This is a genomic window from Psychrobacter sp. ASPA161_9 (assembly GCF_051970275.1).
In the GTDB taxonomy this organism is placed as follows: domain Bacteria; phylum Pseudomonadota; class Gammaproteobacteria; order Pseudomonadales; family Moraxellaceae; genus Psychrobacter.
Genome location: NZ_JBEFNI010000002.1, coordinates 316,015 through 340,764, shown reverse-complemented (window position 1 = coordinate 340,764; position 24,750 = coordinate 316,015). Strand labels below are relative to the sequence as shown.

Sequence of the window (24,750 nt, the reverse complement as noted above, 5' to 3'; positions counted from 1 at the left end):
TTATCTAACGCAAATAGAAAGAAGTTTCTACTTCAACAAAACCTCTTGCAAGCTGCCTTAAATTAATTGACCTTTACTTATCGTTTACAGCTATTAGTCTTTAACCTTAAGCCTGCTTACTTGCTATACATTTCTTCATCGCTTCTTTTTCAGTAACGCTTAGTTGACCTTGTGACCTATCCATATCCAAATTAGCTCGACACTCCAGTCTCATTTTTTTTAATTCAGTAGATGCGGCTGGTTTTTGAATATCATTCATCTCATCTGCAAAGGCGATACTCGGCACCATAGCATTGGCAGAATAACTTGTTGCACTGAGTAATGTGGCTAACAATATAAACAAGGTCTGTTTCATTAGAGGTCTCTATCAATTTTTAAAGTGCGTTTTTAATTAGTGTCAAGATCGACTAACGAATAATTTAAAGCACTGTTTGTGACTCTAAGCTCGCTCAGGCTATTATGCCGACTGATTGCTATCATAGCTGGTATATACGTTACGTAGTTTGATGAAAGTTAAAGAAAGGTAACAGTTTTTGCGCTCAATAAGGATTTATAGAAATATTGGCTTGCGATGATGAGATGCGACCAAAACATCCTAACAATCGCACTCAAATGATTTGGTAAAAAAAGGTATGTTAGAAAAGTCTGCTGCTTCAGGACGTAGTACGAATTAGATTTATAGCAAAAACTATGAACTTTGAAGGGGTTTTATACTGAGTGCAAGTCTATTACATTAAAACAAGATATATGAATAAACTCCTGTTAATACGTTCAGTTTATCAAGTTTGGTTCTACGGTTTCTTCAGCATACCTCTCTTTTTAAATATGATCACATTACAAACTCGAAAGCAAAACACTTGTTTCGCTATTCAAAATGCCATCAATCTCTCTTACTTGACGCAGCACTTCATCAAATTCTCTCAAGCTTGTAGTGTGTATCTCTGCTACCAAGTCCCATGCGCCATTGGTCGTATGCAGCTTAATGAGTTGCGGGATGCCTCGTAACTTCCTAATCACTTGTGACGTAGACTTTCCTGTTACTTCAATCATCATCATAGCTTTGACGGTTTCTTTGTCTAGTGCCTCATGCACTCGAATCGTAAATCCTAAAATAGCACCGTTATGAATCAATCTATCCAATCTGTTTTGGATAGTGGCACGAGAGACTTTGAGTTTTTTAGCAAGGTTTGAGATGGTTGCTCGACCATCTTGTCGAAGTTCAGATATCAGTTCGCTATCTAAAGAATCATAAGTGTAATACGCCATAAAAATGCTTCCTTCATTGAGTTTTGACATTATGCTAAATAGCACCTAACAATATGCCAAAAAAATGTCCATATTTAATAACTTATTGACATTTTAACTGACAATTATAGTTGGTAGGATATTAATTGTCGGTTCAATAAACAATATTCATGAAAAGGAACAGAATTAATGTCTAAATTTATCGTACCACCCAAGGAAGGCGTTCCATTCGTTAGTGTACAAGCGATGGCTAAAATGATTCATGATTATGGCATTGAGCAATGTATCACAGATCTAGTGGATGCTTTAGAGCAAGATTTCCTTCGTTGGGATCAATTCGAAAAATCTTCTCGCTTTGCTTCGCATTCAAAAGACGGCGTCATAGAGCTCATGCCTGTAAGCGATGGAGAGATGTTTGCTTGTAAATATGTCAATGGTCATCCAATTAATACCAAACGAAATTTACAGACCGTAGCGGCTATGGGTATCTTGTCTGATGTTGAAAACGGGTACCCTATTTTGCTGACAGAAATGTGTATCCTTACGGCATTACGTACGGCTGCCACATCAGCCATGTTGGCCAAACACTGTGCACCAAAAGGCGCTACAAAACTGGCGTTAATAGGAAACGGTGCTCAGTCTGAATTTCAAGCATTAGGCATGAAAGCCATAATGGGTATCTCAGAAGTTCGTTTGTATGATATTGATCCAGCGGCATCGCAGAAGACGGCTGACAACCTTTCAGACTCAGGTTTGAAAGTCATTGTTTGTCGCACGTTAGAGGAAGCTGTTTTAGGTGCAGAGATCATTACTACCTGTACGGCTGATAAAACAAATGCCACTATTTTACGAGACGATATAATTACAAAAGGTGTTTATATCAATGCGATAGGCGGTGATTGTCCTGGTAAGACAGAGCTGGATAGCAATATATTAATGCGAGCAGATCGTGTGATTGTAGAGTTTGAGCCTCAGACACGCATTGAGGGAGAGATCCAAAATCTATCAAGCGACTTCCCTGTTATTGAATTTCATCGAATCCTCAAAGGTGAAGTGCAAGCTCGAACGTCAGCTGATGATCTCATAGTGTTTGATGGCGTTGGTTTTGCCTCAGAAGACTTTACGGCTTTGGTATTTTTACGCGACTTGATCAGAGAGCAAGGAGGATATGAGATTTTAGATCTGATACCTCAGCAAGCTGACCCTAAAAATCTATACTCGGTAGTGAAAGACCATAGCATAGTGACCAATGAAGCTATGGCTGTGTCATAAGTAATTAATATAGTCAGTCCAATATGAAAAAGATACAGCGGGACTGGGAAGAATTTTTTACAGCCTCTGTCGGCGTAGGCACAGCAAGCCAGAAAAATTTATACCAGTTTCGCGTTATTAAATAATGTATCCGTTTTATTTAGTATCGACTATACAAAAAAATAAGCCCTTCTCATTTTGTGTAACGTTTAAAACCAACATCATTTTTTAAATTTTATCTATGTTTAGCAAGGCTCTTGGACAGTTATGGATATGTTTATTATTTTAAATCTATCTGCTATCTTTCAAGAGCTTTAATATAGAAAAATCAATTTAATCCCAAATTTAAATGATATAAAAAATTTATTTTCTTTAATAGAGACAAAATCATGACTGATATGATGAAAAATATAAGAATAGTAGAAGTTTATTCAGATATTGCAGGATATAAAAAAGGCGCTTCTCTAGGAATTGATGCATTAAAAGCGTCATCAAAAGAACTCAATGCAGATTATTTTGAAAAATTGCAATTCGACAGTATTGAGGATGATAGTAATAGTGAAGGGGAATCACAATTTTCACATGCAAAATATGCTGATGTGATTGGACCGATTATCTCTAAGTTAGCACATAAAATAAAAGATATAAGAAATGAGAATAAATTCCCAATTGTTTTAGCTGGAGATCATTCTAGTTGTGCAGGAACGATGCATGGCCTTAAGATGGCGCATCCCAATTCTGAAATTGGTGTGGTCTATATAGACGCACATGCTGACTTTCATTCACCATATACCAGTGGCTCAGGAAATATGCATGGAATGCCTTTGGCTATGGCTTGTGCAATTGACAATCTGGAATGTCAGCGAAATGAGCTTTCTGAAAAAGAAAAAGAGTATTGGGAGAAATTGAAATTCATGGCTTCTGATGAGCCATCAATCAAGCCTGAAAATGTGGTTTTTTGTGCCGTTAGAGATTATCAAGAAGAAGAGATGGATTTAATTAAAAGACATAAAATCCCTTTATATACCGTTGCTGAGATAACTCAAAAAGGAATCAGTTCCACAGTAGAGGAAATCTTCAAAAAATTGGAATATTGCGATCATATCTATGTCTCATTTGATGTTGATAGCGTTGACCCTTTGTATGTGCCAGGAACCGGTACGCCTGCAATGAATGGTCTGTCATATGAACAAGCCATGCAACTTAACATAGAATTGATTAAGAATAAGAAAGTATGCTGTTGGGAAATGGCAGAAATAAATCCTTTGTATAACAATTCAAAAGATGACTCAACCAGAATATTTAAAATTTTAGAAAAAGTGACACAGTCTCTTTTAAATAACTATTAGTATAAATTATTTAAAATGAGTTAAAGAATCTAGCATAAAAAAATCTATTTATGCTAGTTAAAAAATGGACTGCGAGTAAAAATAATATGGACATTATTAAAGCCAATGCTTCAAGTCAAGCTGTCAGCAGTATCAGTATCAGACAATTTTTAAAATTCTTTATACCCTCTATAATAGGTTTGATGCTCTTTGTATTTCCAATTCCCTATGTAGATGGTAAGTTTGTATCATATGCAGAAGGGTTTACCATTCCTATCTCTGTATTAAAGGATTATATACAAGGTTACATGGGTGACCTTTTGCCACTGTTTGTTGTAATCTCCATTATGATTACATTGTGTTGTACTTTATACACTAAAATCATGAAGCCTTCAGTGATTATAAACAATGCATTTTTAAATAATTTACTGAACGTGACGACCCCTTGGTTGATTATTAGAATGCTTGGTGCGTTTTTTGTTGTCGTTACTTATTTTAAATATGGTTACGAATTTATATATTCAGATAATATCGGTGGGTTAATATTATATGAATTAATGCCAATACTTTTCATCGTATTTTTCTTAGCTGGATTATTGCTACCATTATTACTTGATTTTGGCTTATTAGAGTTTTTTGGTGTCTTATTAAGTAAAGTAATGAGACCTCTATTTGGTTTACCCGGTAGGTCCTCTGTAGATTGTCTAACATCATGGTTGGGTGATGGAACCATTGGCGTGTTATTAACTGATAAACAACTGGAAGGCGGATTTTATACTAAAAAAGAAGCGGCAGTTATTGCGACAAGCTTTTCAGCAGTCTCGATTACATTCTGTTTGGTCGTCATCTCTCAGGTTAAGCTAGAAAGCTACTTTCTCAACATGATTGGGGTGGTTGCTTTATGCGGGATCGTTTGTGCTTTAATAGTACCAAGATTATTGCCTTTATCTAGAATTGAAGATACGTATGTAGTAGAAAATAGTGATAGAGATCATGAAACCATTCCTGAAGGAAAAACGTTATTTACCCATAGTTTACATAAAGCCGTTCACAAAGCAGAAAAGAGTCCAAGCTTTTTTACTTTCTTAAATGATGGGTTAAAAAATATTTTGGATATGTGGATCGGAATATTGCCTGTTGTTATGGCAATCGGGACGATGGGTTTAATCGTTGCAGAAGAAACACCTGTATTTGATTATTTAGGTATGCCGTTTATTCCATTCTTAGAATTAATGAATATACCTTTTGCAGCAGAAATGTCAAAAACCATTATGGTGGGTTTTGCAGATATGTTTTTACCTGCGATTATCGGTTCTTCAATAGAATCAGAGTTAACACGGTTTGTCATCGCTTGTTTGTCAGTTTCTCAATTGATCTATATGTCGGAAGTAGGTGGGTTGATTTTAGGCACAAAAATTCCAGTAAGCTTTTTTCAGTTATTAATAATTTTTCTATTAAGAACCATTATTTCATTACCAATTATTGCATTATGTGCTCATATGATTTTTTAAGTATAAGGCTATTTATAGATTAATCTAGTTTTATTCATCGTTGCTTTTTCAGGTAATTTATAGCTAATTAGACAACCTTGATTATAGAGTGCCGCAAGCAAAGATTTTCCGCTATAGCCCATATATTACAGGCATAAAAAAAGTCCCAATCATAAGATTGGGACTTTCGAATTTGGTAGGCATAAGCAGATTCGAACTGCTGACCTCTACCATGTCAAGGTAGGTCAAGCAACAATCCTTAAACAGCATAATCTTACATGCACTGTCTTTAAAGGCTTATAGCTTTATACTCACAATAAAAATCAGTATAAAATTAACATGCATTAATATTTAACTCGTAATTGGTCACTGCCATTTTACAGTACTTTGACCCCTACTCTTTCCTGAATTATGTGAGAACTAACCTAGATTTTCGTCCATTAGAGCTAATTTATTCACTCTATTCTTTCATTTGATACCTTTTAGAGCGCTTATTCATAGTTGAAATACATTGAACAAACCTTTTATTCTCTGCATAATATGCAGAGAATAAACTTCTAATTACCGCATAACTTAGGGGAAATCATGAAGCATGTGACCTACATCCATGAAAGATCAGACTGGACACAATGGCAATGGTCGGATAAAAAACTATTGCCACTAGTTAGTCGTTTGCGGATGCTACAGGGACACCTGCTTGGCAAACTATTAACGTTAGGGTTTGATTTGAACGTTGAAGCACAGTTAGATGCTGTCACTCTTGAAGTCGTTAAAACGTCTGAGATTGAAGGTGAGACGTTAAATGATGAGCAAGTACGTTCTTCTGTTGCGCGTCACTTAGGCTTAGATACTAGTGGCATGCCCGCTGCTACGCGCGAGATTGATGCAGTTGTTGAGATGATGCTTGCAGCCACTTGTGATTATCAAACGCCACTGGCACTGAATGACTTACTGGGATGGCATAACGCTTTGTTCCCGACAGGATATAGTGGACTGTATAGTATTAAAGCAGGAGAAATCCGTGATGATAGTAAAGGACCTATGCAAGTGATATCTGGTGGCTACGGACGTGAACAGGTTCATTTTGTGGCGCCAAGTGCAGATAGATTACCTATAGAGTTAGAGCGCTTTCTATTATGGTTTAATACGCCAGCTGATGAGCAGGATAATTTAGACCTTGTCATTAAAGCGGGTGTCGCTCATCTATGGTTTGTCACATTGCATCCTTTTGATGATGGCAATGGCCGCTTAACTCGTGCAATAACTGAACGGGTGCTAGCGCAAAGTGATGATAGTACGCAACGTTTTTATAGTATGTCAGCTCAAATACTTAAACAGCGTAATGAATACTACAAAATACTAGAACGTACTCAAAAAGGGGATTCAGATATTACTGAATGGTTGGTTTGGTTTTTACAAGCACTAGAGCAAGCATTGCTATCAGCACAAACAACAACGAATAAAATTATCAGCAAAGCAAGCTTTTGGCAGACCTATCGTCAGCAACCATTGAACCCAAGGCAAGTAAAGATGCTCAATATATTACTGACTGACTTTTATGGCAAACTCACGACCAAAAAATGGGCGACGATGACGAAGTGTTCAACAGATACCGCCTTAAGAGATATTAATGATTTGGTAGAAAAAGGTATGTTAGAAAAGTCTACCGCTTCAGGACGTAGTACGAGTTATGAGGTGGTCTTATAAGTTTGTGGACTGCAAATACTATTGGTCAAAACTCTATGTCCATCACTGTAAGTACTGACATTAACCTAGGTATAAAAAATGTCTAACAAATAGCTTTTTAAGCTAAGACACTTACAATACCCCAATACCACTCAACAATAACTGCCCGCCAGCGAACAATAATAACACTCCAAATGCACGTTTAAGCATCAAGGCTGGCAATACATGCGCAAGCTTGGCACCGACTTTTGCCATAGCGAAGCTGGCAACTGAGACATATAAAAACCCACTAACATGTACAAAGCCTATCGTACCTTCAGGAAGGTTAACCACGTCTTGACCAAACCATGCAAAACCTACTGCTCCAGCCAAAGCAATTGGCAAACCACAAGCGGCTGAGGTTCCAACTGACTGCTTCATTGGCAGTCCTGCCCAATTTAAAAATGGAACAGTCAAACTACCACCACCGATACCGAAAATAGACGATGCCATACCAATCCCCGTACCAGCACCAAACTGTACACCAGCGTGCGGTAATGGCTTGTCCACTTGCTCTTTGCTAGATAAGAACAACATCTTTAAAGCCATTAATAATGCACCAATACCAATAATAATTTGCAATACCTTGCCATCAATCATATCGGCAATACCTGCTCCAACTAAACCACCAAGGACTAGACCTAATGCCATACTACGCCAAACCTCCCAGCGTACACCGTCACGCTTATGATGTGCCGTCAGGGAACTGATAGATGTCACAACAATAGTCGCAAGAGAAGTACCAATCGCTAAATGGGTAATCACTTCAGGAGGGAAATGATACGCAGTAAAAATCCACACTAGTACTGGCACAATAATCATGCCGCCGCCCACACCGAACAAGCCAGCACTGACGCCCGCGAACGCACCTGCAATGACAAACCACACATATAACATCATACAGCCTACTTTTTATTATAATTATTCGTATACGATAGACTTATTAAACAAATCAGGTATCAGGCTTTAAATGATACAAGCCATCAATCAGGTATCAGGCTTTAAATGATACAAGCCATCAACTAGAATCTTAGCTATTTCTTTCTATCCACTCTTTCAACCCATCTAAATTACGAAAGTCATCCCAACTTCTGCAAGGCACATGGGGGAGCAAGTTATTTACCATTCTAGACAAAGCATTGCCTAGACCTATTTCTATCACCATGCTTGGCTGATACTCTTCAATATTTTCCATACAACAGTACCAATCTAATGCGTGATCGATTTGACGTGACAAGATATCTAAACCTTGATTTGTCTCGCTGTACCTTACGCCTTCAGTCGCACTAACAATCGGTATTGTCATAGCGGATAAAGCTAATGAGTCTGTATATTTACGGAACTCTGCTGACGCACCCTGCATCATTACCGTATGTGATGGTACTGACACATTTAACAGCTGCACACTTTGCGCACCTAGTGTTTGAGAAATTCTTGCTGCCTGTTCAAGATTTTTCTTATGACCACCTATAATAAATTGGTCTCTATTAATCTTGATAGATAGATAGGTTTTGCTCTCTTCAAGCAGTTGATCCAATTTACTATCAGGCACACCTTTGATTGCTAATAGCCCACTAGACTCTGTTACTTCTTGCTGCATCAGGTTGGCTCTTTTACTAACTAAATCTAGCCCTTCCTCAAATGTGAGCTGGCTACTACAACAAAAGGCACTTACCTCTCCTAAAGAATACCCAGCAAAAGCCATTGGTGCTGCAATCAATTGACGTAGCTGATGCCATCGATAGTATTGCAAAGTATAAATAAACGGTTGCGCAACTTTGTTATCAAACAACTTATCACTATCAGAATTTTCACCGAATAGCTCTGGTACCATAGCGCTTAGAATCGATTGGTCGTGCTCCGAAGTATAGGTCAGTACTTCATCCACGTGCTTTTGGCTTTGTAGGCCTTGCCCACTAAATAGGATAATTAAATTCATTTTCCACCTTATAAAAGAATATCGTGACGGCCAATAGATCAGCACTACCACCTGGGCTGAGGTTATGATGAATAAAATACTGATTGATATTACTTACTTTTTGGCGCCAATCTGATTGATGAACACCCCCTTGCTGCAAAAACTGTTTCGCCAACGCTTGAGCATTTTCTAAGTCTTTTATCCCGCCCCGCCACACAATATTAGTATCTGATAATACAGATATCAGTGTCATTAACGCTTGTATACTGGCTTTTTCAAAATCTCGAGTGCTATAAATAGTGTCATAGAAGCATGGCAAAACGTCAGTTAAAATAACCTCAAAGCCATTAGAAACCATTTCGATAGCACCAGTTATGCCGTACTTCTTGAACATTTTTTGACCATGGCTATCTGGCTCACGCTTCAAACGAGTCGTTAAATCAAACTGCCACCTGTCAACCAATTGCTCACAAATATTGATAGCTGTTAACGGTATTTCTGCTTGTATACACCTACCAATCGCCGCACAGACAAAACCCAGATTAAATATTGCACCTTTATGAGTGTTAATATTTTTGGTAGCCTCTCTCATTTTTTCTTCTTGATAAATTCCCATATTTTTTAAGTCATCGAATGGCCTGTCGTCATAGCCAAACTGACTTAAAGTGGAAAAATATCCTTTCAAAGAGGTGATGCTATTTATAAAGGTATGGTGGTTCATATCTGTGTGACTACCATTGCTTGAAGGACAGACAAGACCCGGTTTATTTTCAAGACTTAACTCATCATATAAAGCTTCAAGTACTAAATTATCAATCTGCTGCCAGACTGCCTGTGTGGGCAATAAAGGTTTGTTTGTTTGATCTAATAAAGTGTTCAAATTCATCAGTATTCCATCCTAGTAATACGTCTATTTTTTGAAGCTTGATATCACAAAGGGTTTTCACTAAAACGGTTGGAATATCAAACATAATGGCGTAGATTAGTTCATTAAAAGATATGTCGTTACATCCATGTAATCTTATCTCCCCATCAATTTTTAAACCCACGGCAGATTTAGCAAGTAGGTTAAAGGCTTCCATTTCTAATAATATTTGTGAGATATTATTGCTGTGTGCAACGATTAAAACATCCAAATCTGATGTTGGTTTCACAAAAGGCAAACCAGTAAAATATTGATTGGCAAAGGAGCCATAGACACGCACATCACAACCTAAATGAGAACAGCGTTCGATAAATTTTTGAGTGTGTTCTCGAATCGCTTGCGGTAATTGAGATATCAAAGCCTCAAGTGCTAAAGGTGAAGTGATGACTTCAGGCGTTTTAGATAGGTTTAGTGCTAAACGATATTTACGACCGTCTTCTATATAACTAGTAGCAACTTTGATTACACTATCAATATCTTGTCTACAAGCAGTCAATGGCTGTTGAGATTCAATCATCTTACCAACAGCCGTCGTTACAGATAAAGGTAGAGATGCATTCATAAAACCGTATGATTCATGTGGTTGTAAGTAAACTAAATCATGACGTTGCATACATCTCACCTCTATAAAGACTTGCTTAACATTAAGCCGTCAAAACCGACTGAACAATATCATTGCATAACAAACGCCCTTTTCTTTCTTCTGCCACTTGCCGGCGATCATCTGTAAGAAAATCATCAATATGTATCAGTTGGGATTCAAGAGCATTTTCTACCAGATGTTCATCAAGCTCTTTCCAGATATCATCAACTGCTCCCATTGCATAATAGTTCTCTACACCTGGAGCAAAAATGGCTGATGTCTGTGACAAGGATTTCAGTTTATCTAACGGTATTTTGGTTACCCTGGACATCGCATTTAAGTCCATTACTTTAACTTGGCTTGATTGCATAGCAAATACTTGATTTGCCATAAGACCATAAGATAAAAACCCACCACTAACCGCCTCACCCAAGACAATGGCTATATTTGGATGAGCGCTACGTCTGAGCAAATCTACACAAGATGCTAGATGAGCAAATGTTCTATTTAAACATAATAGCTCGTCAGCTCTCGATGAGTCTTGCCCCATCGTGTCTACAATAAATACGATGGGTGTTTTTTGACCTTTTGCTATGACATCTAATATCTCATTTGCAAGGGTCATTGCAATCAGCTGGTTCATAGCTGCAGAATCGACTGTACCAATAATTTCAACTTTCCCAAGTTTAGTGTCTGCACTACCTCGTATCATTGAATTATCAATGTGATACTCAAGCTCGTTAGGAAAAAGCGCTTCTAAAATTGTTTTCGTTTGCATGACATTATCCTTTTTTAATAGCTCTAATCTGTTGAGCGCTAAGCATGGAGATAGATTCAGGGTTGTCTATGTTCATCGATTGCCAAATTGGTATGCTATCTTTCTCTCCAAACCACTGATCATACTGACTTTGCAATGCGGCTTGCTGTTGCTGTAAATAATCTAAATCTAAATCCACAGCAGGTTGCTGAAGAGCTTCAACAATCCCTTGTTTAATATCTTCAATATCATCCTCAACCAAAAAGTCGACATGATCGAGCAGATAGCGTGTTTTGCCGCCCGTCACTCGCCAGACTAAAGCTCTGTCTTTAGAGTCAAACTCTTCTACACCCTTAATAGTTTCAATGACTTCAGGACCTGAAAGGGCTAAACGTCCCTCTTCTGTCATGATAACGTGCGTACTTAGGCACGCACATATACCCATGCCACCAAAGGCACCATTCGTACCACCAATGACGGTAATAATAGGAATGCCCGCATTGCGAACCTTTAACATCGCACGCATAATCTCAGAAATCGTGATCAAACCAGCGTTTGCCTCGTGAAGGCGAACACCACCTGAGTCAACCAAAAATATGATGGCTTTAGGCTTTTCCTCAATAGCTTTGAGTAACATGCCGACAATTTTTGCCCCATGTATTTCACCTACCGCACCACCCATGAATTTGCCTTCTTGAGCGATCATGTATACTGGCTCATCTTGAATTTTTGCCTGCCCAATAATGACACCATCATCGAAACTGCCTACAATATCTAAAGACGCAAGATTTGGGCTCACAGGTATGCTACCTGGCTTAAGGACTTCCTGAAAACTGTTCTTATCAACAATACTGGCTATCCGATTACGTGCCGTCTTTTCATAAAAGCTTTGCTGAATATGTGAATTATCCATGTGATTCGTCCTCTAAGATGTTAATCGCTTGGCTTAAGCGTAAACTCACTACCGCAGGAGTCGCACCCATATCGTTAACTTTAAACTCCAATCCACCCACTGCATAACGACTAGAGAAGTCCTGTAACACAGCCTCCCAAATGTGATCAAAGCCTGTGACTGAAGTATCAATAATAAACTTGCTATTTTCACTATTAGCTAAGGGTGTTACTAATACCTCTAAATTACCTGAGCCAACCACACCGCAAATAACTTCTTTCCTGATGTTTTCGATTGGCTGTGAAATAAAGTCAAAATTAAGTACATTCATAGTTATATCCTTAGTATTATTTTTACCAGTTTCTAAAACGACTTGGTGGAGAGTAAGTTCCATTGGACCACTTCACTAGATCTTTAACAGATTTTGCTGCCAATAGATCTCTAGTAGCTTTTGAAGCATCTACGCCAATATCCTCTGGTCTTTGGATAATCCCACGCTGTCTTAATTCTTTAACTTTTTCATGATCTCGTTGCATGCCGATAGGTGTGTAGCCCGCTACACCGCGAATAGCTTGCTCTCTTTCCTCTGGTGTGCGACACAATAATAAGTTTGCAATCCCTTCTTCGGTCACAATATGCGTGACATCATCACCATAGATCATGATGGGTGGAAAATCACTTCCCATCTTTTCTTGTAATTGCCATGCATCAAGCTCTTCGACAAATACCGAATCCATATGCTCACGGTAAGTTTCTACCATTTGCACCACGAGCTTACGACCTTTTACAACGCGTCCGTCTGTGGCTTCTTTACCTGCTTTAAGATATGCATAGCTAGAGTGTCTACGTCCATGTGGATCTGATCCCATATTGGGAGCCCCACCAAAACCTGCAATGCGATCTACCGTGGCGGTCGAGCTGTTACCTTGTAAGTCAATCTGCAAGGTTGCGCCTATAAATAAATCACAAGCATACAAACCTGCTGTTTGACTAAAAGCACGGTTGGATCTCATACTTCCATCTTTGCCTGTAAAAAACACATCAGGACGACTTTGAATGTATTCATCCATCCCTACCTCTGAGCCAAAGCTATGAATGCTATCCACAAACCCGCTTTCTATCGCTGGAATCATAGTAGGATGAGGATTAAGTGCCCAGTTAGTACAAATCTTGCCTTTAAGGTTTAATTCTGCCCCGTAAGTAGGTAAAAGCAATTCAATGGCGGCTGTATTAAAGCCGATACCATGGTTTAGGCGTTTAATTTGATATGGTGCATAGATACCTTTTATCACCATCATTGCCATCAATATCTGTACTTCAGTAATCTGGGCAGGATCACGTGTAAACAAAGGCTCTATATAGTTAGGCTTAGGTGCCACAATGAAAAAATCTACCCAGTCCGCAGGAATATCAACGCGTGGCACGCTATTTACTAGCTCATTCACTTGTGCAATGACAATACCGCTTTTGAATGCCGTGGCTTCTACAATTGCGGGTGTATCTTCGGTATTTGGGCCGGTATACAAGTTGCCTTCTGCATCTGCAGAATGTGCTGTGATCAAGCACACGTTTGGTATTAAGTCGATAAAATATCTACCATATAACTCTAGATAGGTATGAATCGAGCCAATTTGGATTTTTTGTTGCTGAACCAGCTTGGCTAATCTCAATGCTTGTGGACCAGAAAAAGAAAAATCCACTTTACTGGCAATACCTTTTTCAAATATATCGATATGGCTGGGTAGCGCTAAAACCGACTGTAATATATGCAAGTCGTTTAGCACTTCATTATTACACTGGGACAAACATTCAGATAAAAAGTCAGCTTGCTTTTGATTATTACCTTCAATACAAACTCTATCTTCAGGTGCAAGTACCGTTTCCAGTAGTTCAATTGTTCTATCACTCGGGACTAGTTTTTCTAATCCTTTGTCTTTTGCAGCATTTAGTTTGGTAAGCCGTCTAGTTTTTTGTGTATCCCATACTTTTTTGTCAATATTCGCTTTCATAAGACTTCCTTTATCTACTTATTAAAATATTGCGTTTAGTGTTAAGAAAAATATAGACGGGCCTAATAGAGCACCTAGCCCCGTATAGAAAGTGGCTACCAATGCTCCATATGGAACCAGTCTTACATCAGTACCTGCCAAGCCAGCTGCTACTCCACTAGTAGTACCTACCAAGCCTCCAAAAATCATGGCTGAACGTGGGCTTTTAAGATACATAAATCTGGCAAGCAAAGGAGTTGCGATCATAAAGAAGACTGCTTTAATCAAACCAATTGCAATAGATAAAGCAATCACATCGGAGGTTGCTCCAATTGCTGTACCTGTAATAGGACCCACAATGTAAGTCATTGCACCTGCACCAATGGTAGTCATAGAGACAGCATCTCTATAGCCTAATGTCCATGCAACACCGGCCCCTACCACAAACGGTATAACGCAACCTAATATCAAGGCAATAATACCGATTTTCCCAGCACGTTTTATTTCTTTAACGTCCACTTCAAAAGCAGTAGATGCAATGGCAAGATCTCGCAGCATCGCGCCACCTAGAAGAGCAAATCCAGAGAAAATTTCTATATCGGAAATACCCTTGCTACCATTCGTATATAGACCTGCAAAATAAGCAGCAACCAAACCAAGGGTGATAGCAATTGCAGATGACTGTAGTTTATTGTTGGTTAGGTACTTGGATAGTATTTGAGAGAAGAGCATCACCAGGCCTGTTACTGCTAGAGCAGTTACAAAGGCATTTTTAGTGAGGGTTTCTATAATTAAGTCCATTTAATTACTCCATTGGGCGATTGAATTGGTAGTTTCAGTTTTCTTATAGTGTTAATAATAGTGATGAAACACTCACAATTGGTCGCGATACTCTTCAGTATCATCCCAAGTAAATGTATCGTAATCATTACCAATATTATTAAGTAAGCGTACGACAAAGACAGTTGCAGTAAGCGCAATAACAGAAACAACAGCTGCTACCATTCCGCCAGATAGTGCAGCGACTACGTTCTGTCCTGCAGCCATCGCAACAACGATAGGGATGTACATACCTGCCCAATATAGAACACCAAACTGCGTCGACTTAGGTAGATAACCTTTTTTAGCAAGCATTTCTTTGCCGACAATTAGTAGAATCATTGCGATAGCTACACCACCAATATTAGCGTCAACCCCTAATATTTGTCCTAGCAATCCACCAAGAAAAACTCCTAGCAAATAACTAACTGCCAATAAAGCAGTACCATATATGATCATAAAAACCTTCCTTGGATATCATGACAGCCTTCTCGGTAATATCTAACTTGATATACGGGCTGTATAAAATAAGAATCTAAACTAGTGACAACTAGATTTAGGCACAAGCGCAAATAATTATAGTTTGATAGTGTCTTTTAGGGTTCTTCGAATTTCCTTATCTATCCCTACCTTATAAAGAATATAAGCCTTAATAGAGCTCAAAACCTTTAGAAGGATCTATCACCTACTACCCACTTGTTTGATATAATCTAATACAGTTGGTTTGAAATCGCAACCATATTGTATTTATTAAATTGTTTATTGTATACAAATGGAGGATTTATGAGTTTAATTGATGATTTACCTTTATCATTACAGGTCAGTAAAAAAATAGAAGATGAAATTATTTATGGTCGTCTTCCACCTGGCACTAAACTTGACGAAGCAAAACTTTGTGAAAAATATGGGGTCTCAAGAACACCTATCCGTGAAGCATTGAAGCTTCTAGCATCTGAAGGATTAGTAGAAATCCGACCTCGTAGAGGAGCAATAATACCTACTTTGGACATCGTCACGTTGTGTGAGATGTTTGAGGTGATGGCAGAGCTTGAAGGAATGTGTGGCAGATTGGCGGCTAGAAGGATAAATGAAGAGGAAAAAGTTGAGCTTTTGTCTCTTCATGACCAATGCAAAGAATATGTCTTAGAAGGAAACACAGAAAGTTATTACGAAGCCAATAGGAAGTTTCATTTTTTTCTTTATCAGCTTAGTCATAATAATTTTTTAATAGAGCAAACGAGCAACTTGCATAATCGATTACACCCCTATAGACGGCTGCAACTGCGAGTAAATAATCGGATGCAGAATTCTTTTGAAGAACATCAAAGCATTGTAGATGCCATTATCAATACTGATGAGGATTTAGCCGAAACCTTACTAAAAGGACATGTTTCAGTCCAAGGTGAAAAATTTACAGATTTGATCGCAACTATGAATTCTAATGATAGTATCCAGAATTAGTATGATGGGTCGCTTTAGGATAATGGTTATATAATAAGTTTGGAAAAATCGACTCCAAATCCATAGGAATAACCTAAGAATGGTTCGATTTATGTCAGATAAAGTTTAGATTTAAACTTGGTAAATAAAGCGGCCTGATAGTAAAACCTGCTTATTATGTGCATTACTTTATTCAAAAGTCTAAACAAAGAGGCAGATAGGATAGAGGAGCTTAACGCTTTCAACTTAAACGTTGAGACTGCTGAGCAAGATCTACCAAAAGCATCATAAACGCTGATTTATTCCATTAAAATAGAAATCCTTGTAGATTTCTATTTTTTTGACTATCTGTTTTGATAATTAGCATTAATGCTTAAAAAATATCTTTACGATATTCCTTATTTATTAGGTAATAATTACTTTGTTTTTATAGGCATTATTATATTGATAATGTGTGGCTCACTGAAGCAATTAAGAAGCATAAGAAACCCTTCATGCTATTATTTGTATAGCATGAAGGGTTTCTTATGCTTCTTTTTTTACTTAGGTGATGTGCTTAATACTAAGGTTTGAGTACGGAAGAATATAAAAAATTATTATCAGAATCCCTACCTCAACTGTCTCATGTCTCTGTTGAAGTTAATAAAATCTGAATGGGGTGATTTGAATCTAGGAGCGTGCTTTGATAAATCAGTAGCATAGTAAGCTTCATAATATCAGCGCCGTATATTCATTGGTTTTTGGAAAGAAAGTCCTTAGTAGCGTCCTTTTCAAACACCAATGCTTCTGCAATGGCAACCCCTTCTTATGTACAAAGTCGACATCAATCACCAGAACTTGGCCAACGAGGGTGATAGTCATCGACTACGAAAAGATGGGTATGGCGTATCCCGTTGGATGTAGGAGATCCAGTGGCATGAGCATGACCTTCTGGTAGGTTAGAATGTTCGTGTTCAATCTCTGTTAAATCAATAGATGGCCATACTCTTAAAGCCGCCCAGACGGCTAGCGCCGCCGCACAGCCTAGTACTGCAAAAGCTACGGTCATACTATAGCGAACACCTAACCAACCAGCTAACGGATAAAATACTAACCAACTGACATGGGACAAGGCAAACTGAGCGGCAAACAATGCAGGACGATCTTCCTGATGTGAGGATCGCCATAACAAGCGCCCAGAAGGTGTCTGAGCAGCAGAATAACCCAAACCTAGCACAAACCATAAGGCCATGAGCGAGTTTTGTCCTATCATCAATGTACCAGCGAACATACCAACAACCAACAATCCCACGCCGCTCAACATGACCCTACGGTCTGTCAGCTTACTTAGTAAGCTTGGCAAAGCCAATGCAGCAATCATAGAACCTGCACCAAAGCTCGCCAATGCTAATGCGACTGCACTCTGAGTTAGTCCCATGCCACCCTGAATGATCACCACTGTATTCACAAAAACCATAGACGCTGCGGCAGAAACGGCAACATTGACAGCGAGTAATCCGCGCAGTCGAGGTGTGGCTAAATAGATTCGAATACCGCGCGTGGTTCTATCGTAAATGCTACGACGCTCTGGCACAGCATGCGCTGGTAGCACCACCGACACTACCAATATGGCAGAGGCTAAAAAACCCAGCACCGTACCCGTAAACAAATTGTGAAAGCTCATTACTGTCAGTAGTGCCGCCGCTAACATGGGACTGACCAGACTTTCCATATCGTACGCAAGGCGTGAGAGTGATAAAGCTTTTGTATAGTCCGCTTCATCAGGTAGAACATCAGGAATGGTGGCTTGAAAAGTAGGCGTGAAAGCCGCTGAGGCGGCTTGCAACACGAAGATTAGTACGTAAACTTCCCAAATCTGGGAGACAAATGGCAGTAAGAGAGCGACACCTGCGCGTACTAAATCCAGTGTTACCAGCATCGTGCGTTTGGGCAGCCGTTCGGCGAAGGCAGCTGCAATTGGTGCGATACCAACATAGGCAACCATCTTGATGGCCAATGCGGTTCCCATGACGACCCCAGCGTTATTACCTGCTAAATCAAAAGCTAGCAGTCCTAGCGCTACAGTAGCTAGGCCAGTTCCAATCAAAGCGATGACTTGTGCGGCAAACAAGTGGCGATAGGTTCGATTCACAAAGATACTAAGCATCCGATGCCTCTTTATTTCAGCCGGTTGACCTTATAGATAACGGGTTATTTCCTTAAACTCATCTATAGAGTCCTGCTGGTTTTTATCAACAGACCCTAATAAGTCTTCAAGGCAATGATCCAAGTGGTCTTGAATTAAAACTTTTTTAGCTTGATGAATGGCATTTTCTACAGCCTGCAACTGCTGCGCTACATCAAGACAGGTTCGACCCTCTACCAACATCTCTATCGTACTACTCAGATGACCATTCGCTTTTTTAAGGCGTGTGATAACGGCTGGATGAGAAGCGTGTATGTGCGGTTTTTTCATAATGATAGTGTCCTTCCTCTAGGGAATATGATTATACCCGATAAAAACCTAAGTTTTTTATTGACAGTATCCCCCCCTAGGGGATAGTATCTTACTCCTTAATTACTCGGTTTGCATTCAAAAATCTCATGATTTACGTGTCAATCTGTAAGAAAGTGCTTAGTGATGCAAGTCATGATTACTTTATCGATTGAGGTCAAAATTTTTTATTGTATTACATCATGCCGTGTATCCATTATTTCACACCATAGGATTCTTAATGCACAGCTATGTTCATAATAGGCCAACAAGCTCGCCATGGGCGACTTGGCAAACCCGTCTGCTATTACTCTCGGTACTGCTTTTCTATGTCCTTATTGGCAGCAATGAAGCTTTGGCTCATGCTGTAACAGCGGGCGATAAAGGCTATATTCAGGAGATTTCAGGGGTCAATATTTTACCCTTTATGTACTTGGGCGCTAAGCACATGATAACGGGGTATGACCACATCCTGTTTCTCTTCGGGGTCATCTTCTTTCTTTACCGCATGAAGCACATTGGCATCTATGTGAGCTTATTTGCATTAGGTCATTCCACCACGATGATCTTAGGCGTGTATTTCAACATCGGTATGAACAGTTATCTGATTGATGCAATTATTGGTCTCTCTATTGTCTACAAAGCCTTAGACAACATTGGTGCTTTTCAGCGATGGTTCGGGTATCAACCAAATACCAAAATAGCAGTGCTTGTATTTGGTCTTTTCCACGGCTTTGGGTTATCAACTAAACTTCTTGAATACAATATGTCACCTAACGGTTTACTGCCTAACCTACTCGCATTTAACGTGGGTGTGGAAATTGGGCAACTACTGGCTCTAGCAATCATATTAATCGGTATGAGCTATTGGCGCCGTACGCTAAGCTTTATTCGTAACGCCTATACCGCCAACGTCGCCATGATGAGCGCAGGATTTATATTAGTGGGCATGCAGCTCACTGGCTACTTAATGTCTTAATAACCCAAGGATTCCCAATATGTATAATAGTGACGCCCCATTGCAAGCTGAACTTCCCTCTTCACAGCAGCTTATGAAATCTACTATTCTGGCTGCAATTGCAGCCATAGTTCTTTTATTTACGGTGGTTCTCCCAGCTGAATATGGTATTGACCCGACTGGGGTTGGCAACCTACTTCGTTTGACAGAAATGGGGCAAGTTAAGCAGCAATTAGCAGAAGAAGCTGCCGCCGATGCTGCTGGTTTACTAGCAACTGATACGCTGACGTCCGAAACAGTAGATATTGATAATGTGACCGAGCAAGCAATGAGTGCCACACTTGCTGACACTGCTGTCGCTAGTGGGCAATGGCGTGATGAAATTCCCTTCACCTTGACTCCAGGTGAAGGATTAGAAATTAAGATGAAAATGGCTTCAGGCGATAAGACGGAATACTCTTGGGTCGTGACTGGCGGTGACGTTAACTTTGATACTCATGGTGATGCATCAGGCAAAACCATGAGTTATGAAAAAGGTCGCGGAGTTGCCGCTGATGAAGGCGTTCTAGAAGCAGCATTTACAGGTAATCATGGCTGGTTTTGGCGCAATCGTGGCGAATCGGATGTTCAAGTTGTTTTGCGTACCCGTGGTGATTACAGCACTATTAAAACGATGTAAAAGAAGTAGTGGTTAGTTCTTGCCGCTACTACCTGATTAGAAACAGAGCTATCTCACTAATCTTAGAGTAACAAGCTAAACAAACCCAATCCTCGCATTAGAACACAAGCGGTCTAATACGAAAACTCATTTAGGATTGGGTAGCGATGTATATACTTCTAGAAGTTATTGAAGATGTGATCTATGAGAGAAGCACAAAAAGATGTAGTCACAGCCGTATCAAAACTTAGTAACTTTTACAAGCCATTCTACCAACTCAAGGGCAGGAGCCTCACTCAAACATTGCGGACAATTAAGATAGGTCATTACGCAGTCATTCAAATCGGTTAGCATATGTAGTAATAACCCCAAACCAATTATTTTATAGGGCTTTGGTAAAAATAGCATAGCCGCATATACTGCCATTGCATAGTAAGTATGCAGCGGATGAAAGTTAATACTACAACGATTGGGCGAAAAAATAGGAGTGGACAGCAAATGATCTAAATCTACTAGCATAGTGGCCAATAAGATTAAATATACCCGTTTATAGTCGTCACGAAAAAACATATAGGCGATGACCAATGGCATACCAAAGTGTAGAAAATAATGGATAGCGGTTTGAATCATTGTTTTTCCAATTCGAGATAGTTTGTAGTGGCACAACAATGCTTGATAAAGCCTAAGATATTTTTGTCTTTCGAATGCATATGAGGTATATGCATCATACACTTACTTTCCTATTGTTGAATTTTTCCAAAAAATCACTGGTTGATATTAAAGTATAGCCGTAAATAGGTGGGTACTTATAATTGATAATGAGGAGATTGGTACGCATGGTCATTCATTTTTTAATTTAATGATCGCCCATATGTATGCATGAGTCGTTGAATTAAGAGTGACCAAAGTGAAAGCAGCTATCAATTTCGACTGACGATCTCACTTCATTTTAAAACTTGGAACAAATGAAAAGGCTTTGTGCTATCAGCAAGTTGAAACAGTAATGGAGTTATATCAGCTTTTCTAAGATTAATTTTTTTAGCAATATCATCTAGACTTATTCCTTCTGAATTTAGTTCATTGGTTATCGTGTTGAGTACTTGAGATGTCTCTCTATTCATAGGATGAGGCTCTGACTTGCGATAGTTATACTTTGCAATTGCTGGACAAAGCACTCTTGTATAAATCCATTCGCTTATGAACCCTAGTTTATGCATTCTATATGCCAGTGCTATTAAAGATACACCGAACACTTTTTTCAGCTCAATAAGATTGTTTAAAGTAGGGTTTACATGTTTATATTCCATTAATGCAACTTCGGGCATTAAAAACGCAGACGCAAACTCATCTGCACCTCTTTCAACTGCTTTAGAATCTAAATCTTGATCAAGCGATTTGCCGAAACTTTCAGACATTTTCATGCTGTAGATATCTCTAACCAAATGACCTAACTCGTGACATGCATCAAACCTGCTTCTCTCCATAGTTTTTTGGTTGTTCAGAAAGATAAAAGGCTGGTCATCATACCAAACGCTAAAAGCATCAATATATTCCGATTTTACAAAAATCGAAAAAATACGTATACCTTTCGACTCTAACAGAGCAATTAAGCTTCCAATAGGTTTATCGCCTAAACCCCAGTCATAACGGAGCGTATTAGCCGCTTCTTCAAACCAATCATTAAGCATAAAACCGGTTATGCCATAAGTTAGGGCTTCGGCTTTGACTTTCTTGGTCATTCTAGAACGAGATCTAAAACTAACGCTATGTTCATCAATGATTGGTAAATCACTGCCTTTAAAAAAATCGATAGGCAAGCTTAGTACCCTTGAAAGATCAACTAAATTAGGCTCAGTATTTCCATTTAGATAATTTGTTAATGTTCTAGGAGTAATACTTAGCTTTTCCGCCAGTTCGGCTTTGCTCACAGCCCGCCTATCGATTGCAAACTGTAATCGATTTGTATTAAACATATATTAGCTTATAGGAGCAATCGGCTATTTTGGAGGTCTAATTACCACTAGTGAAAATTATATTTTATAACCTGATTCGTAAGAAAAACTGGTTTTCTTACGAATCAGGTGCTAGATTGAGATAGGACATTATTGTACTTAAAAGCTTATCAGCTCCAATGTTCTGGATTCTCAAAAGTTTCATATTAGACAAGGATAAAATTATGAAAAGTACAGAATGGCAAGTAATTAGTGCTGCAAAGGAAGCTGGGATTCCGGATCCCGGATTTGAAATTGATAAGAATACTGCCATAGTAATAACCGATCCGCAGAATGATTTTTTGCGAGAAGATGGGGTGGCTTGGCCTATTGTAAAAGAAAGTGTTAAAGAGAATAATACAATAGAGAACATGTCTACCGTCTTTAGGCTAGCCAGAGAAAAAGGAATGAAGGTCTTCATATCACCCCATTATTTTTTTCCGACAGATAAGGAATGGAAGTTTGGTGGTGCTCTTGAGGAGTTTATGCATTCCAAAGAGATGTATAAACGCAAAGGGCGGTTGGATATGGAAGGCTTTGAAGACTCTGGGGCCGATTTTCTCGAGGAATTTAAGCAATACCTTGAAGGAGAAAATATTATTCTTTGTAACCCTCATAAATTGTATAGCCCAAAGAATACAGACCTTAGCCTGCAACTTAGAAAGTATAAGATAGAAAAAGTACTAATGGCCGGAATGTCTACAAATTTATGTGTAGAATCCCATACTCGGAATCTTCTTGAAGAAGGATTTGAAGTAGGAGTGATTGCAGATGCCAGTGGGAGTGCTAAGTTACCGGGACTAGATACTTTTCAAGGAGCTTTAATGAATTTGAGAATGATTACCAGCCATGTATTTACCACAGAAGAATTTGAGGAAGCTTTAAAAGCTGCAAGGCTTTCCTGATTAACCAAAATGGTAATCATCCCAACCATAAGACACTTATGAAATAGAACTAGGCTGCGTGGTTTAGTGTCTGCAGAAATGTTGAGAATTAACTTCGTATTGCTCTAATCTACTTTCCTCTTGAGCAACTTGCTAATGAAGATGGCAGTAATATCTGTAAAATTAGCCCTGATATGTCTCCGGTTAATTTTCTGTAATGGCGAGCGGTACAACGAAAACGCTGCACTGGACAGCAATGTAGAATAGTATCATTGCCATTCGGTGCAGTGCTGCCGTGTTAGATATCTCCGTACTACTCGTGCTTTAACTAAGAAATTGATTGATGTGTTCACCAATTTCATCAGGCTTCTCGTCAATTAACCAATGAGCAACATCTTTGATCCAGACAAGATTGGCATTTGGAATCGCTTCCACCAGTTTTGGCGCATATTCCGGTTTCTGAAAGGGGTCTTTATCACCCCATATAATGAGTGTCTCATGTGGAAGGTTGCTAAGTTCGTCAGCAATGGCTTGAGTATATTCTTTATTCAACCGTCTAAGGTTGCGAAAAAAAGCCCGCTTACCCTCTTCAGTTGACCAAGGTTCAAGATAGAGCTCAATAAGCTCATCAGTCATGACGCTCTTATCGTATACACCTTTTGGCATAAAGCCTCGCATCATACTCAAAAAGTCCTCAAGACTTATCTCCGACTCAGCGCCGGGTTCCTGTAATGGCTCAAACTCTGGGATAGGCCACGAATCGAAACAGATACTATCTATCAAAACGAGCTTTCTAACTTTCTCTGGATAATTGACTGCTATCAACTGAGCAATACCCCCACCAATATCATGTCCAACAATATCTGCTTGCCGCGCACCTAAAACGTCCATGAGCTTTACAATCATGTTGCTCTGAGCATTAATGGACACATCCACGCTTTTCGGTTTCGCAGATCGACCATAATTGAGAAGGTCGGGGGCGATGACGCGATGTGTTTTTGCAAGTTGTGGAATAATATCTCGCCACATGAGGCTATTGGTTGGAATACCGTGCAGCAAAATTAATGGACTACCTGAGCCCTGTTCCAAAAATGCAATCTTATGCCCATCAATGTACGTATGGTTTTCTGTTATTTGAGTATTCATATCATTTTCCTAAAAATGAAAATCGATGATCATGAGACCATTCTATGAAAAAGAGAAACAGATTTATTTTTCAGCTAAGATGAGCTAGAAAGGCAATAACTGACCGCAACGTTACAATAGTGATTATTTCATGAAGTGATTCTTCAGGAAGTTTGCGGTCTCAGTGGTCAATGACAACATAGCTATCAAAAATAGCACCAACTGTGTACGGTCTTACATTCATAAGAAGCTTAGTCTCGCCTCACTAATGTCCTTCGCATTCAGACAACAGCCTAATAC

25 protein-coding genes are annotated in these 24,750 nt (G+C 39.1%); 8 read left to right on the top strand and 17 right to left on the bottom strand.

Going from position 1 to position 24,750, the window contains the following annotated elements; genetic code table 11:
- Nucleotides 1-106: 106 nt before the first annotated feature.
- Together ACTQ9S_RS04505 and ACTQ9S_RS04500 are read right to left on the bottom strand one after the other, a co-directional pair.
- Complete coding sequence (locus ACTQ9S_RS04505; RefSeq protein ID WP_440453999.1) at nucleotides 107-355, bottom strand: hypothetical protein; 249 nt, start codon at nucleotides 353-355, stop codon at nucleotides 107-109.
- Between the two features lie 479 nt (nucleotides 356-834).
- Nucleotides 835-1,266 (bottom strand): Lrp/AsnC family transcriptional regulator, encoded by a 432-nt coding sequence (locus ACTQ9S_RS04500; protein ID WP_068037292.1) that lies wholly within the window; start codon nucleotides 1,264-1,266, stop codon nucleotides 835-837.
- 168 nt (nucleotides 1,267-1,434) lie between these two features.
- Here ACTQ9S_RS04500 and ACTQ9S_RS04495 point away from each other — a divergent pair, with 168 nt between their 5' ends.
- The 4 genes from ACTQ9S_RS04495 (at nucleotide 1,435) to ACTQ9S_RS04480 (ending at nucleotide 7,021) form a co-directional block, all read left to right on the top strand.
- The gene (locus ACTQ9S_RS04495) at nucleotides 1,435-2,517 is read left to right on the top strand and encodes an ornithine cyclodeaminase (RefSeq protein ID WP_440453997.1); all 1,083 of its coding nucleotides are present in this window, start codon (nucleotides 1,435-1,437) and stop codon (nucleotides 2,515-2,517) included.
- A gap of 368 nt (nucleotides 2,518-2,885) precedes the next feature.
- Nucleotides 2,886-3,845 (top strand): arginase, encoded by a 960-nt coding sequence (locus ACTQ9S_RS04490; protein WP_440453995.1) that lies wholly within the window; start codon nucleotides 2,886-2,888, stop codon nucleotides 3,843-3,845.
- 86 nt (nucleotides 3,846-3,931) lie between these two features.
- A complete protein-coding gene (locus tag ACTQ9S_RS04485; RefSeq protein WP_440453993.1) occupies nucleotides 3,932-5,335 on the top strand; it encodes a YjiH family protein in 1,404 nt (467 codons plus the stop codon).
- A 564-nt stretch (nucleotides 5,336-5,899) separates the two neighbouring features.
- Nucleotides 5,900-7,021, top strand: coding sequence for a Fic family protein (locus tag ACTQ9S_RS04480; protein ID WP_440453991.1), 1,122 nt, complete (start codon nucleotides 5,900-5,902; stop codon nucleotides 7,019-7,021).
- Between the two features lie 111 nt (nucleotides 7,022-7,132).
- Here ACTQ9S_RS04480 and ACTQ9S_RS04475 read toward each other — a convergent pair whose 3' ends face one another.
- The 10 genes from ACTQ9S_RS04475 to madL all read right to left on the bottom strand — a co-directional run bounded on the left by ACTQ9S_RS04475 (nucleotide 7,133) and on the right by madL (nucleotide 15,380).
- Nucleotides 7,133-7,936, bottom strand: coding sequence for a sulfite exporter TauE/SafE family protein (locus ACTQ9S_RS04475; RefSeq protein ID WP_068329066.1), 804 nt, complete (start codon nucleotides 7,934-7,936; stop codon nucleotides 7,133-7,135).
- A 133-nt stretch (nucleotides 7,937-8,069) separates the two neighbouring features.
- Nucleotides 8,070-8,978: a malonate decarboxylase subunit epsilon gene (gene mdcH, locus ACTQ9S_RS04470; RefSeq protein ID WP_440453989.1), complete on the bottom strand. Its 909-nt coding sequence runs from the start codon at nucleotides 8,976-8,978 to the stop codon at nucleotides 8,070-8,072.
- Nucleotides 8,956-9,843 (bottom strand): triphosphoribosyl-dephospho-CoA synthase MdcB, encoded by an 888-nt coding sequence (gene mdcB, locus ACTQ9S_RS04465; RefSeq protein WP_440453987.1) that lies wholly within the window; start codon nucleotides 9,841-9,843, stop codon nucleotides 8,956-8,958. The genes mdcH and mdcB overlap by 23 nt, the downstream gene beginning before the upstream one ends.
- A complete protein-coding gene (mdcG, locus tag ACTQ9S_RS04460; RefSeq protein WP_440453986.1) occupies nucleotides 9,770-10,495 on the bottom strand; it encodes a malonate decarboxylase holo-[acyl-carrier-protein] synthase in 726 nt (241 codons plus the stop codon). The genes mdcB and mdcG overlap by 74 nt, the downstream gene beginning before the upstream one ends.
- 31 nt (nucleotides 10,496-10,526) lie before the next feature.
- Nucleotides 10,527-11,243, bottom strand: a complete 717-nt coding sequence (mdcE, locus tag ACTQ9S_RS04455) for a biotin-independent malonate decarboxylase subunit gamma (RefSeq protein WP_350656165.1) — start codon at nucleotides 11,241-11,243, stop codon at nucleotides 10,527-10,529.
- 4 nt (nucleotides 11,244-11,247) lie between these two features.
- Nucleotides 11,248-12,135: a biotin-independent malonate decarboxylase subunit beta gene (locus tag ACTQ9S_RS04450; RefSeq protein WP_350656164.1), complete on the bottom strand. Its 888-nt coding sequence runs from the start codon at nucleotides 12,133-12,135 to the stop codon at nucleotides 11,248-11,250.
- Nucleotides 12,128-12,445 carry a malonate decarboxylase acyl carrier protein gene (gene mdcC / locus ACTQ9S_RS04445; protein WP_068329083.1) on the bottom strand — a complete coding sequence of 106 codons (318 nt, stop codon included), beginning with the start codon at nucleotides 12,443-12,445 and terminating at the stop codon, nucleotides 12,128-12,130. Before mdcC ends, ACTQ9S_RS04450 begins: the two co-directional genes overlap by 8 nt.
- Before the next feature lie 22 nt (nucleotides 12,446-12,467).
- Nucleotides 12,468-14,123 carry a malonate decarboxylase subunit alpha gene (gene mdcA / locus ACTQ9S_RS04440; protein ID WP_440453985.1) on the bottom strand — a complete coding sequence of 552 codons (1,656 nt, stop codon included), beginning with the start codon at nucleotides 14,121-14,123 and terminating at the stop codon, nucleotides 12,468-12,470.
- 21 nt (nucleotides 14,124-14,144) lie between these two features.
- The gene (gene madM, locus ACTQ9S_RS04435) at nucleotides 14,145-14,903 is read right to left on the bottom strand and encodes a malonate transporter subunit MadM (RefSeq protein WP_068329089.1); all 759 of its coding nucleotides are present in this window, start codon (nucleotides 14,901-14,903) and stop codon (nucleotides 14,145-14,147) included.
- Nucleotides 14,904-14,975: 72 nt separating this feature from the next.
- On the bottom strand, nucleotides 14,976-15,380 hold the full coding sequence (gene madL, locus ACTQ9S_RS04430; RefSeq protein WP_068329092.1) for a malonate transporter subunit MadL: 405 nt from the start codon (nucleotides 15,378-15,380) through the stop codon (nucleotides 14,976-14,978).
- 324 nt (nucleotides 15,381-15,704) lie between these two features.
- Between madL and ACTQ9S_RS04425 the strand changes: the two genes are divergently transcribed.
- Nucleotides 15,705-16,382, top strand: a complete 678-nt coding sequence (locus ACTQ9S_RS04425; protein ID WP_068329095.1) for a GntR family transcriptional regulator — start codon at nucleotides 15,705-15,707, stop codon at nucleotides 16,380-16,382.
- A gap of 802 nt (nucleotides 16,383-17,184) precedes the next feature.
- Here the strand turns inward: ACTQ9S_RS04425 and ACTQ9S_RS04420 are convergent.
- Nucleotides 17,185-18,507, bottom strand: a complete 1,323-nt coding sequence (locus ACTQ9S_RS04420; RefSeq protein ID WP_440453983.1) for an MFS transporter — start codon at nucleotides 18,505-18,507, stop codon at nucleotides 17,185-17,187.
- Between the two features lie 30 nt (nucleotides 18,508-18,537).
- Nucleotides 18,538-18,816: a metal-sensing transcriptional repressor gene (locus ACTQ9S_RS04415; protein ID WP_068329102.1), complete on the bottom strand. Its 279-nt coding sequence runs from the start codon at nucleotides 18,814-18,816 to the stop codon at nucleotides 18,538-18,540.
- A 259-nt stretch (nucleotides 18,817-19,075) separates the two neighbouring features.
- Here ACTQ9S_RS04415 and ACTQ9S_RS04410 point away from each other — a divergent pair, with 259 nt between their 5' ends.
- Nucleotides 19,076-19,813, top strand: coding sequence for a HupE/UreJ family protein (locus tag ACTQ9S_RS04410; RefSeq protein WP_440453981.1), 738 nt, complete (start codon nucleotides 19,076-19,078; stop codon nucleotides 19,811-19,813).
- Between the two features lie 19 nt (nucleotides 19,814-19,832).
- Nucleotides 19,833-20,471, top strand: a complete 639-nt coding sequence (locus ACTQ9S_RS04405; RefSeq protein WP_440453980.1) for a transmembrane anchor protein — start codon at nucleotides 19,833-19,835, stop codon at nucleotides 20,469-20,471.
- Between the two features lie 219 nt (nucleotides 20,472-20,690).
- Here the strand turns inward: ACTQ9S_RS04405 and ACTQ9S_RS04400 are convergent, their stop codons facing one another.
- Together ACTQ9S_RS04400 and ACTQ9S_RS04395 are read right to left on the bottom strand one after the other, a co-directional pair.
- The gene (locus tag ACTQ9S_RS04400) at nucleotides 20,691-21,080 is read right to left on the bottom strand and encodes a DUF6122 family protein (protein WP_440453978.1); all 390 of its coding nucleotides are present in this window, start codon (nucleotides 21,078-21,080) and stop codon (nucleotides 20,691-20,693) included.
- A gap of 314 nt (nucleotides 21,081-21,394) precedes the next feature.
- On the bottom strand, nucleotides 21,395-22,378 hold the full coding sequence (locus ACTQ9S_RS04395) for an ImmA/IrrE family metallo-endopeptidase (protein WP_440453976.1): 984 nt from the start codon (nucleotides 22,376-22,378) through the stop codon (nucleotides 21,395-21,397).
- A gap of 248 nt (nucleotides 22,379-22,626) precedes the next feature.
- On the opposite strand from ACTQ9S_RS04395, the gene ACTQ9S_RS04390 reads away from it, so the two are divergent.
- Entirely contained in the window at nucleotides 22,627-23,346 is a 720-nt protein-coding gene (locus ACTQ9S_RS04390; RefSeq protein ID WP_068329117.1) for a cysteine hydrolase, read from the top strand.
- A 303-nt stretch (nucleotides 23,347-23,649) separates the two neighbouring features.
- On the opposite strand, the gene ACTQ9S_RS04385 is transcribed toward ACTQ9S_RS04390, so the two are convergent.
- On the bottom strand, nucleotides 23,650-24,471 hold the full coding sequence (locus tag ACTQ9S_RS04385) for an alpha/beta fold hydrolase (RefSeq protein WP_440453974.1): 822 nt from the start codon (nucleotides 24,469-24,471) through the stop codon (nucleotides 23,650-23,652).
- Nucleotides 24,472-24,750: the final 279 nt, after the last annotated feature.

Coding starts and splice junctions, on each gene's coding strand:
- ACTQ9S_RS04475 (WP_068329066.1), bottom strand. CDS start 7,936: ATGTTATATGTGTGGTTTGTCATTGCAGGTGCGTTCGCGGGCGTCAGT.
- ACTQ9S_RS04450 (WP_350656164.1), bottom strand. CDS start 12,135: ATGGATAATTCACATATTCAGCAAAGCTTTTATGAAAAGACGGCACGT.
- ACTQ9S_RS04480 (WP_440453991.1), top strand. CDS start 5,900: ATGAAGCATGTGACCTACATCCATGAAAGATCAGACTGGACACAATGG.
- ACTQ9S_RS04485 (WP_440453993.1), top strand. CDS start 3,932: ATGGACATTATTAAAGCCAATGCTTCAAGTCAAGCTGTCAGCAGTATC.
- ACTQ9S_RS04505 (WP_440453999.1), bottom strand. CDS start 355: ATGAAACAGACCTTGTTTATATTGTTAGCCACATTACTCAGTGCAACA.
- mdcG (WP_440453986.1), bottom strand. CDS start 10,495: ATGCAACGTCATGATTTAGTTTACTTACAACCACATGAATCATACGGT.
- ACTQ9S_RS04405 (WP_440453980.1), top strand. CDS start 19,833: ATGTATAATAGTGACGCCCCATTGCAAGCTGAACTTCCCTCTTCACAG.
- ACTQ9S_RS04425 (WP_068329095.1), top strand. CDS start 15,705: ATGAGTTTAATTGATGATTTACCTTTATCATTACAGGTCAGTAAAAAA.
- ACTQ9S_RS04495 (WP_440453997.1), top strand. CDS start 1,435: ATGTCTAAATTTATCGTACCACCCAAGGAAGGCGTTCCATTCGTTAGT.
- mdcB (WP_440453987.1), bottom strand. CDS start 9,843: ATGAATTTGAACACTTTATTAGATCAAACAAACAAACCTTTATTGCCC.
- mdcH (WP_440453989.1), bottom strand. CDS start 8,978: ATGAATTTAATTATCCTATTTAGTGGGCAAGGCCTACAAAGCCAAAAG.
- ACTQ9S_RS04390 (WP_068329117.1), top strand. CDS start 22,627: ATGAAAAGTACAGAATGGCAAGTAATTAGTGCTGCAAAGGAAGCTGGG.
- ACTQ9S_RS04385 (WP_440453974.1), bottom strand. CDS start 24,471: ATGAATACTCAAATAACAGAAAACCATACGTACATTGATGGGCATAAG.
- ACTQ9S_RS04400 (WP_440453978.1), bottom strand. CDS start 21,080: ATGATTCAAACCGCTATCCATTATTTTCTACACTTTGGTATGCCATTG.
- madM (WP_068329089.1), bottom strand. CDS start 14,903: ATGGACTTAATTATAGAAACCCTCACTAAAAATGCCTTTGTAACTGCT.
- ACTQ9S_RS04490 (WP_440453995.1), top strand. CDS start 2,886: ATGACTGATATGATGAAAAATATAAGAATAGTAGAAGTTTATTCAGAT.
- ACTQ9S_RS04420 (WP_440453983.1), bottom strand. CDS start 18,507: ATGCTTAGTATCTTTGTGAATCGAACCTATCGCCACTTGTTTGCCGCA.
- mdcA (WP_440453985.1), bottom strand. CDS start 14,123: ATGAAAGCGAATATTGACAAAAAAGTATGGGATACACAAAAAACTAGA.
- ACTQ9S_RS04500 (WP_068037292.1), bottom strand. CDS start 1,266: ATGGCGTATTACACTTATGATTCTTTAGATAGCGAACTGATATCTGAA.
- mdcE (WP_350656165.1), bottom strand. CDS start 11,243: ATGCAAACGAAAACAATTTTAGAAGCGCTTTTTCCTAACGAGCTTGAG.
- mdcC (WP_068329083.1), bottom strand. CDS start 12,445: ATGAATGTACTTAATTTTGACTTTATTTCACAGCCAATCGAAAACATC.
- ACTQ9S_RS04415 (WP_068329102.1), bottom strand. CDS start 18,816: ATGAAAAAACCGCACATACACGCTTCTCATCCAGCCGTTATCACACGC.
- madL (WP_068329092.1), bottom strand. CDS start 15,380: ATGATCATATATGGTACTGCTTTATTGGCAGTTAGTTATTTGCTAGGA.
- ACTQ9S_RS04410 (WP_440453981.1), top strand. CDS start 19,076: ATGCACAGCTATGTTCATAATAGGCCAACAAGCTCGCCATGGGCGACT.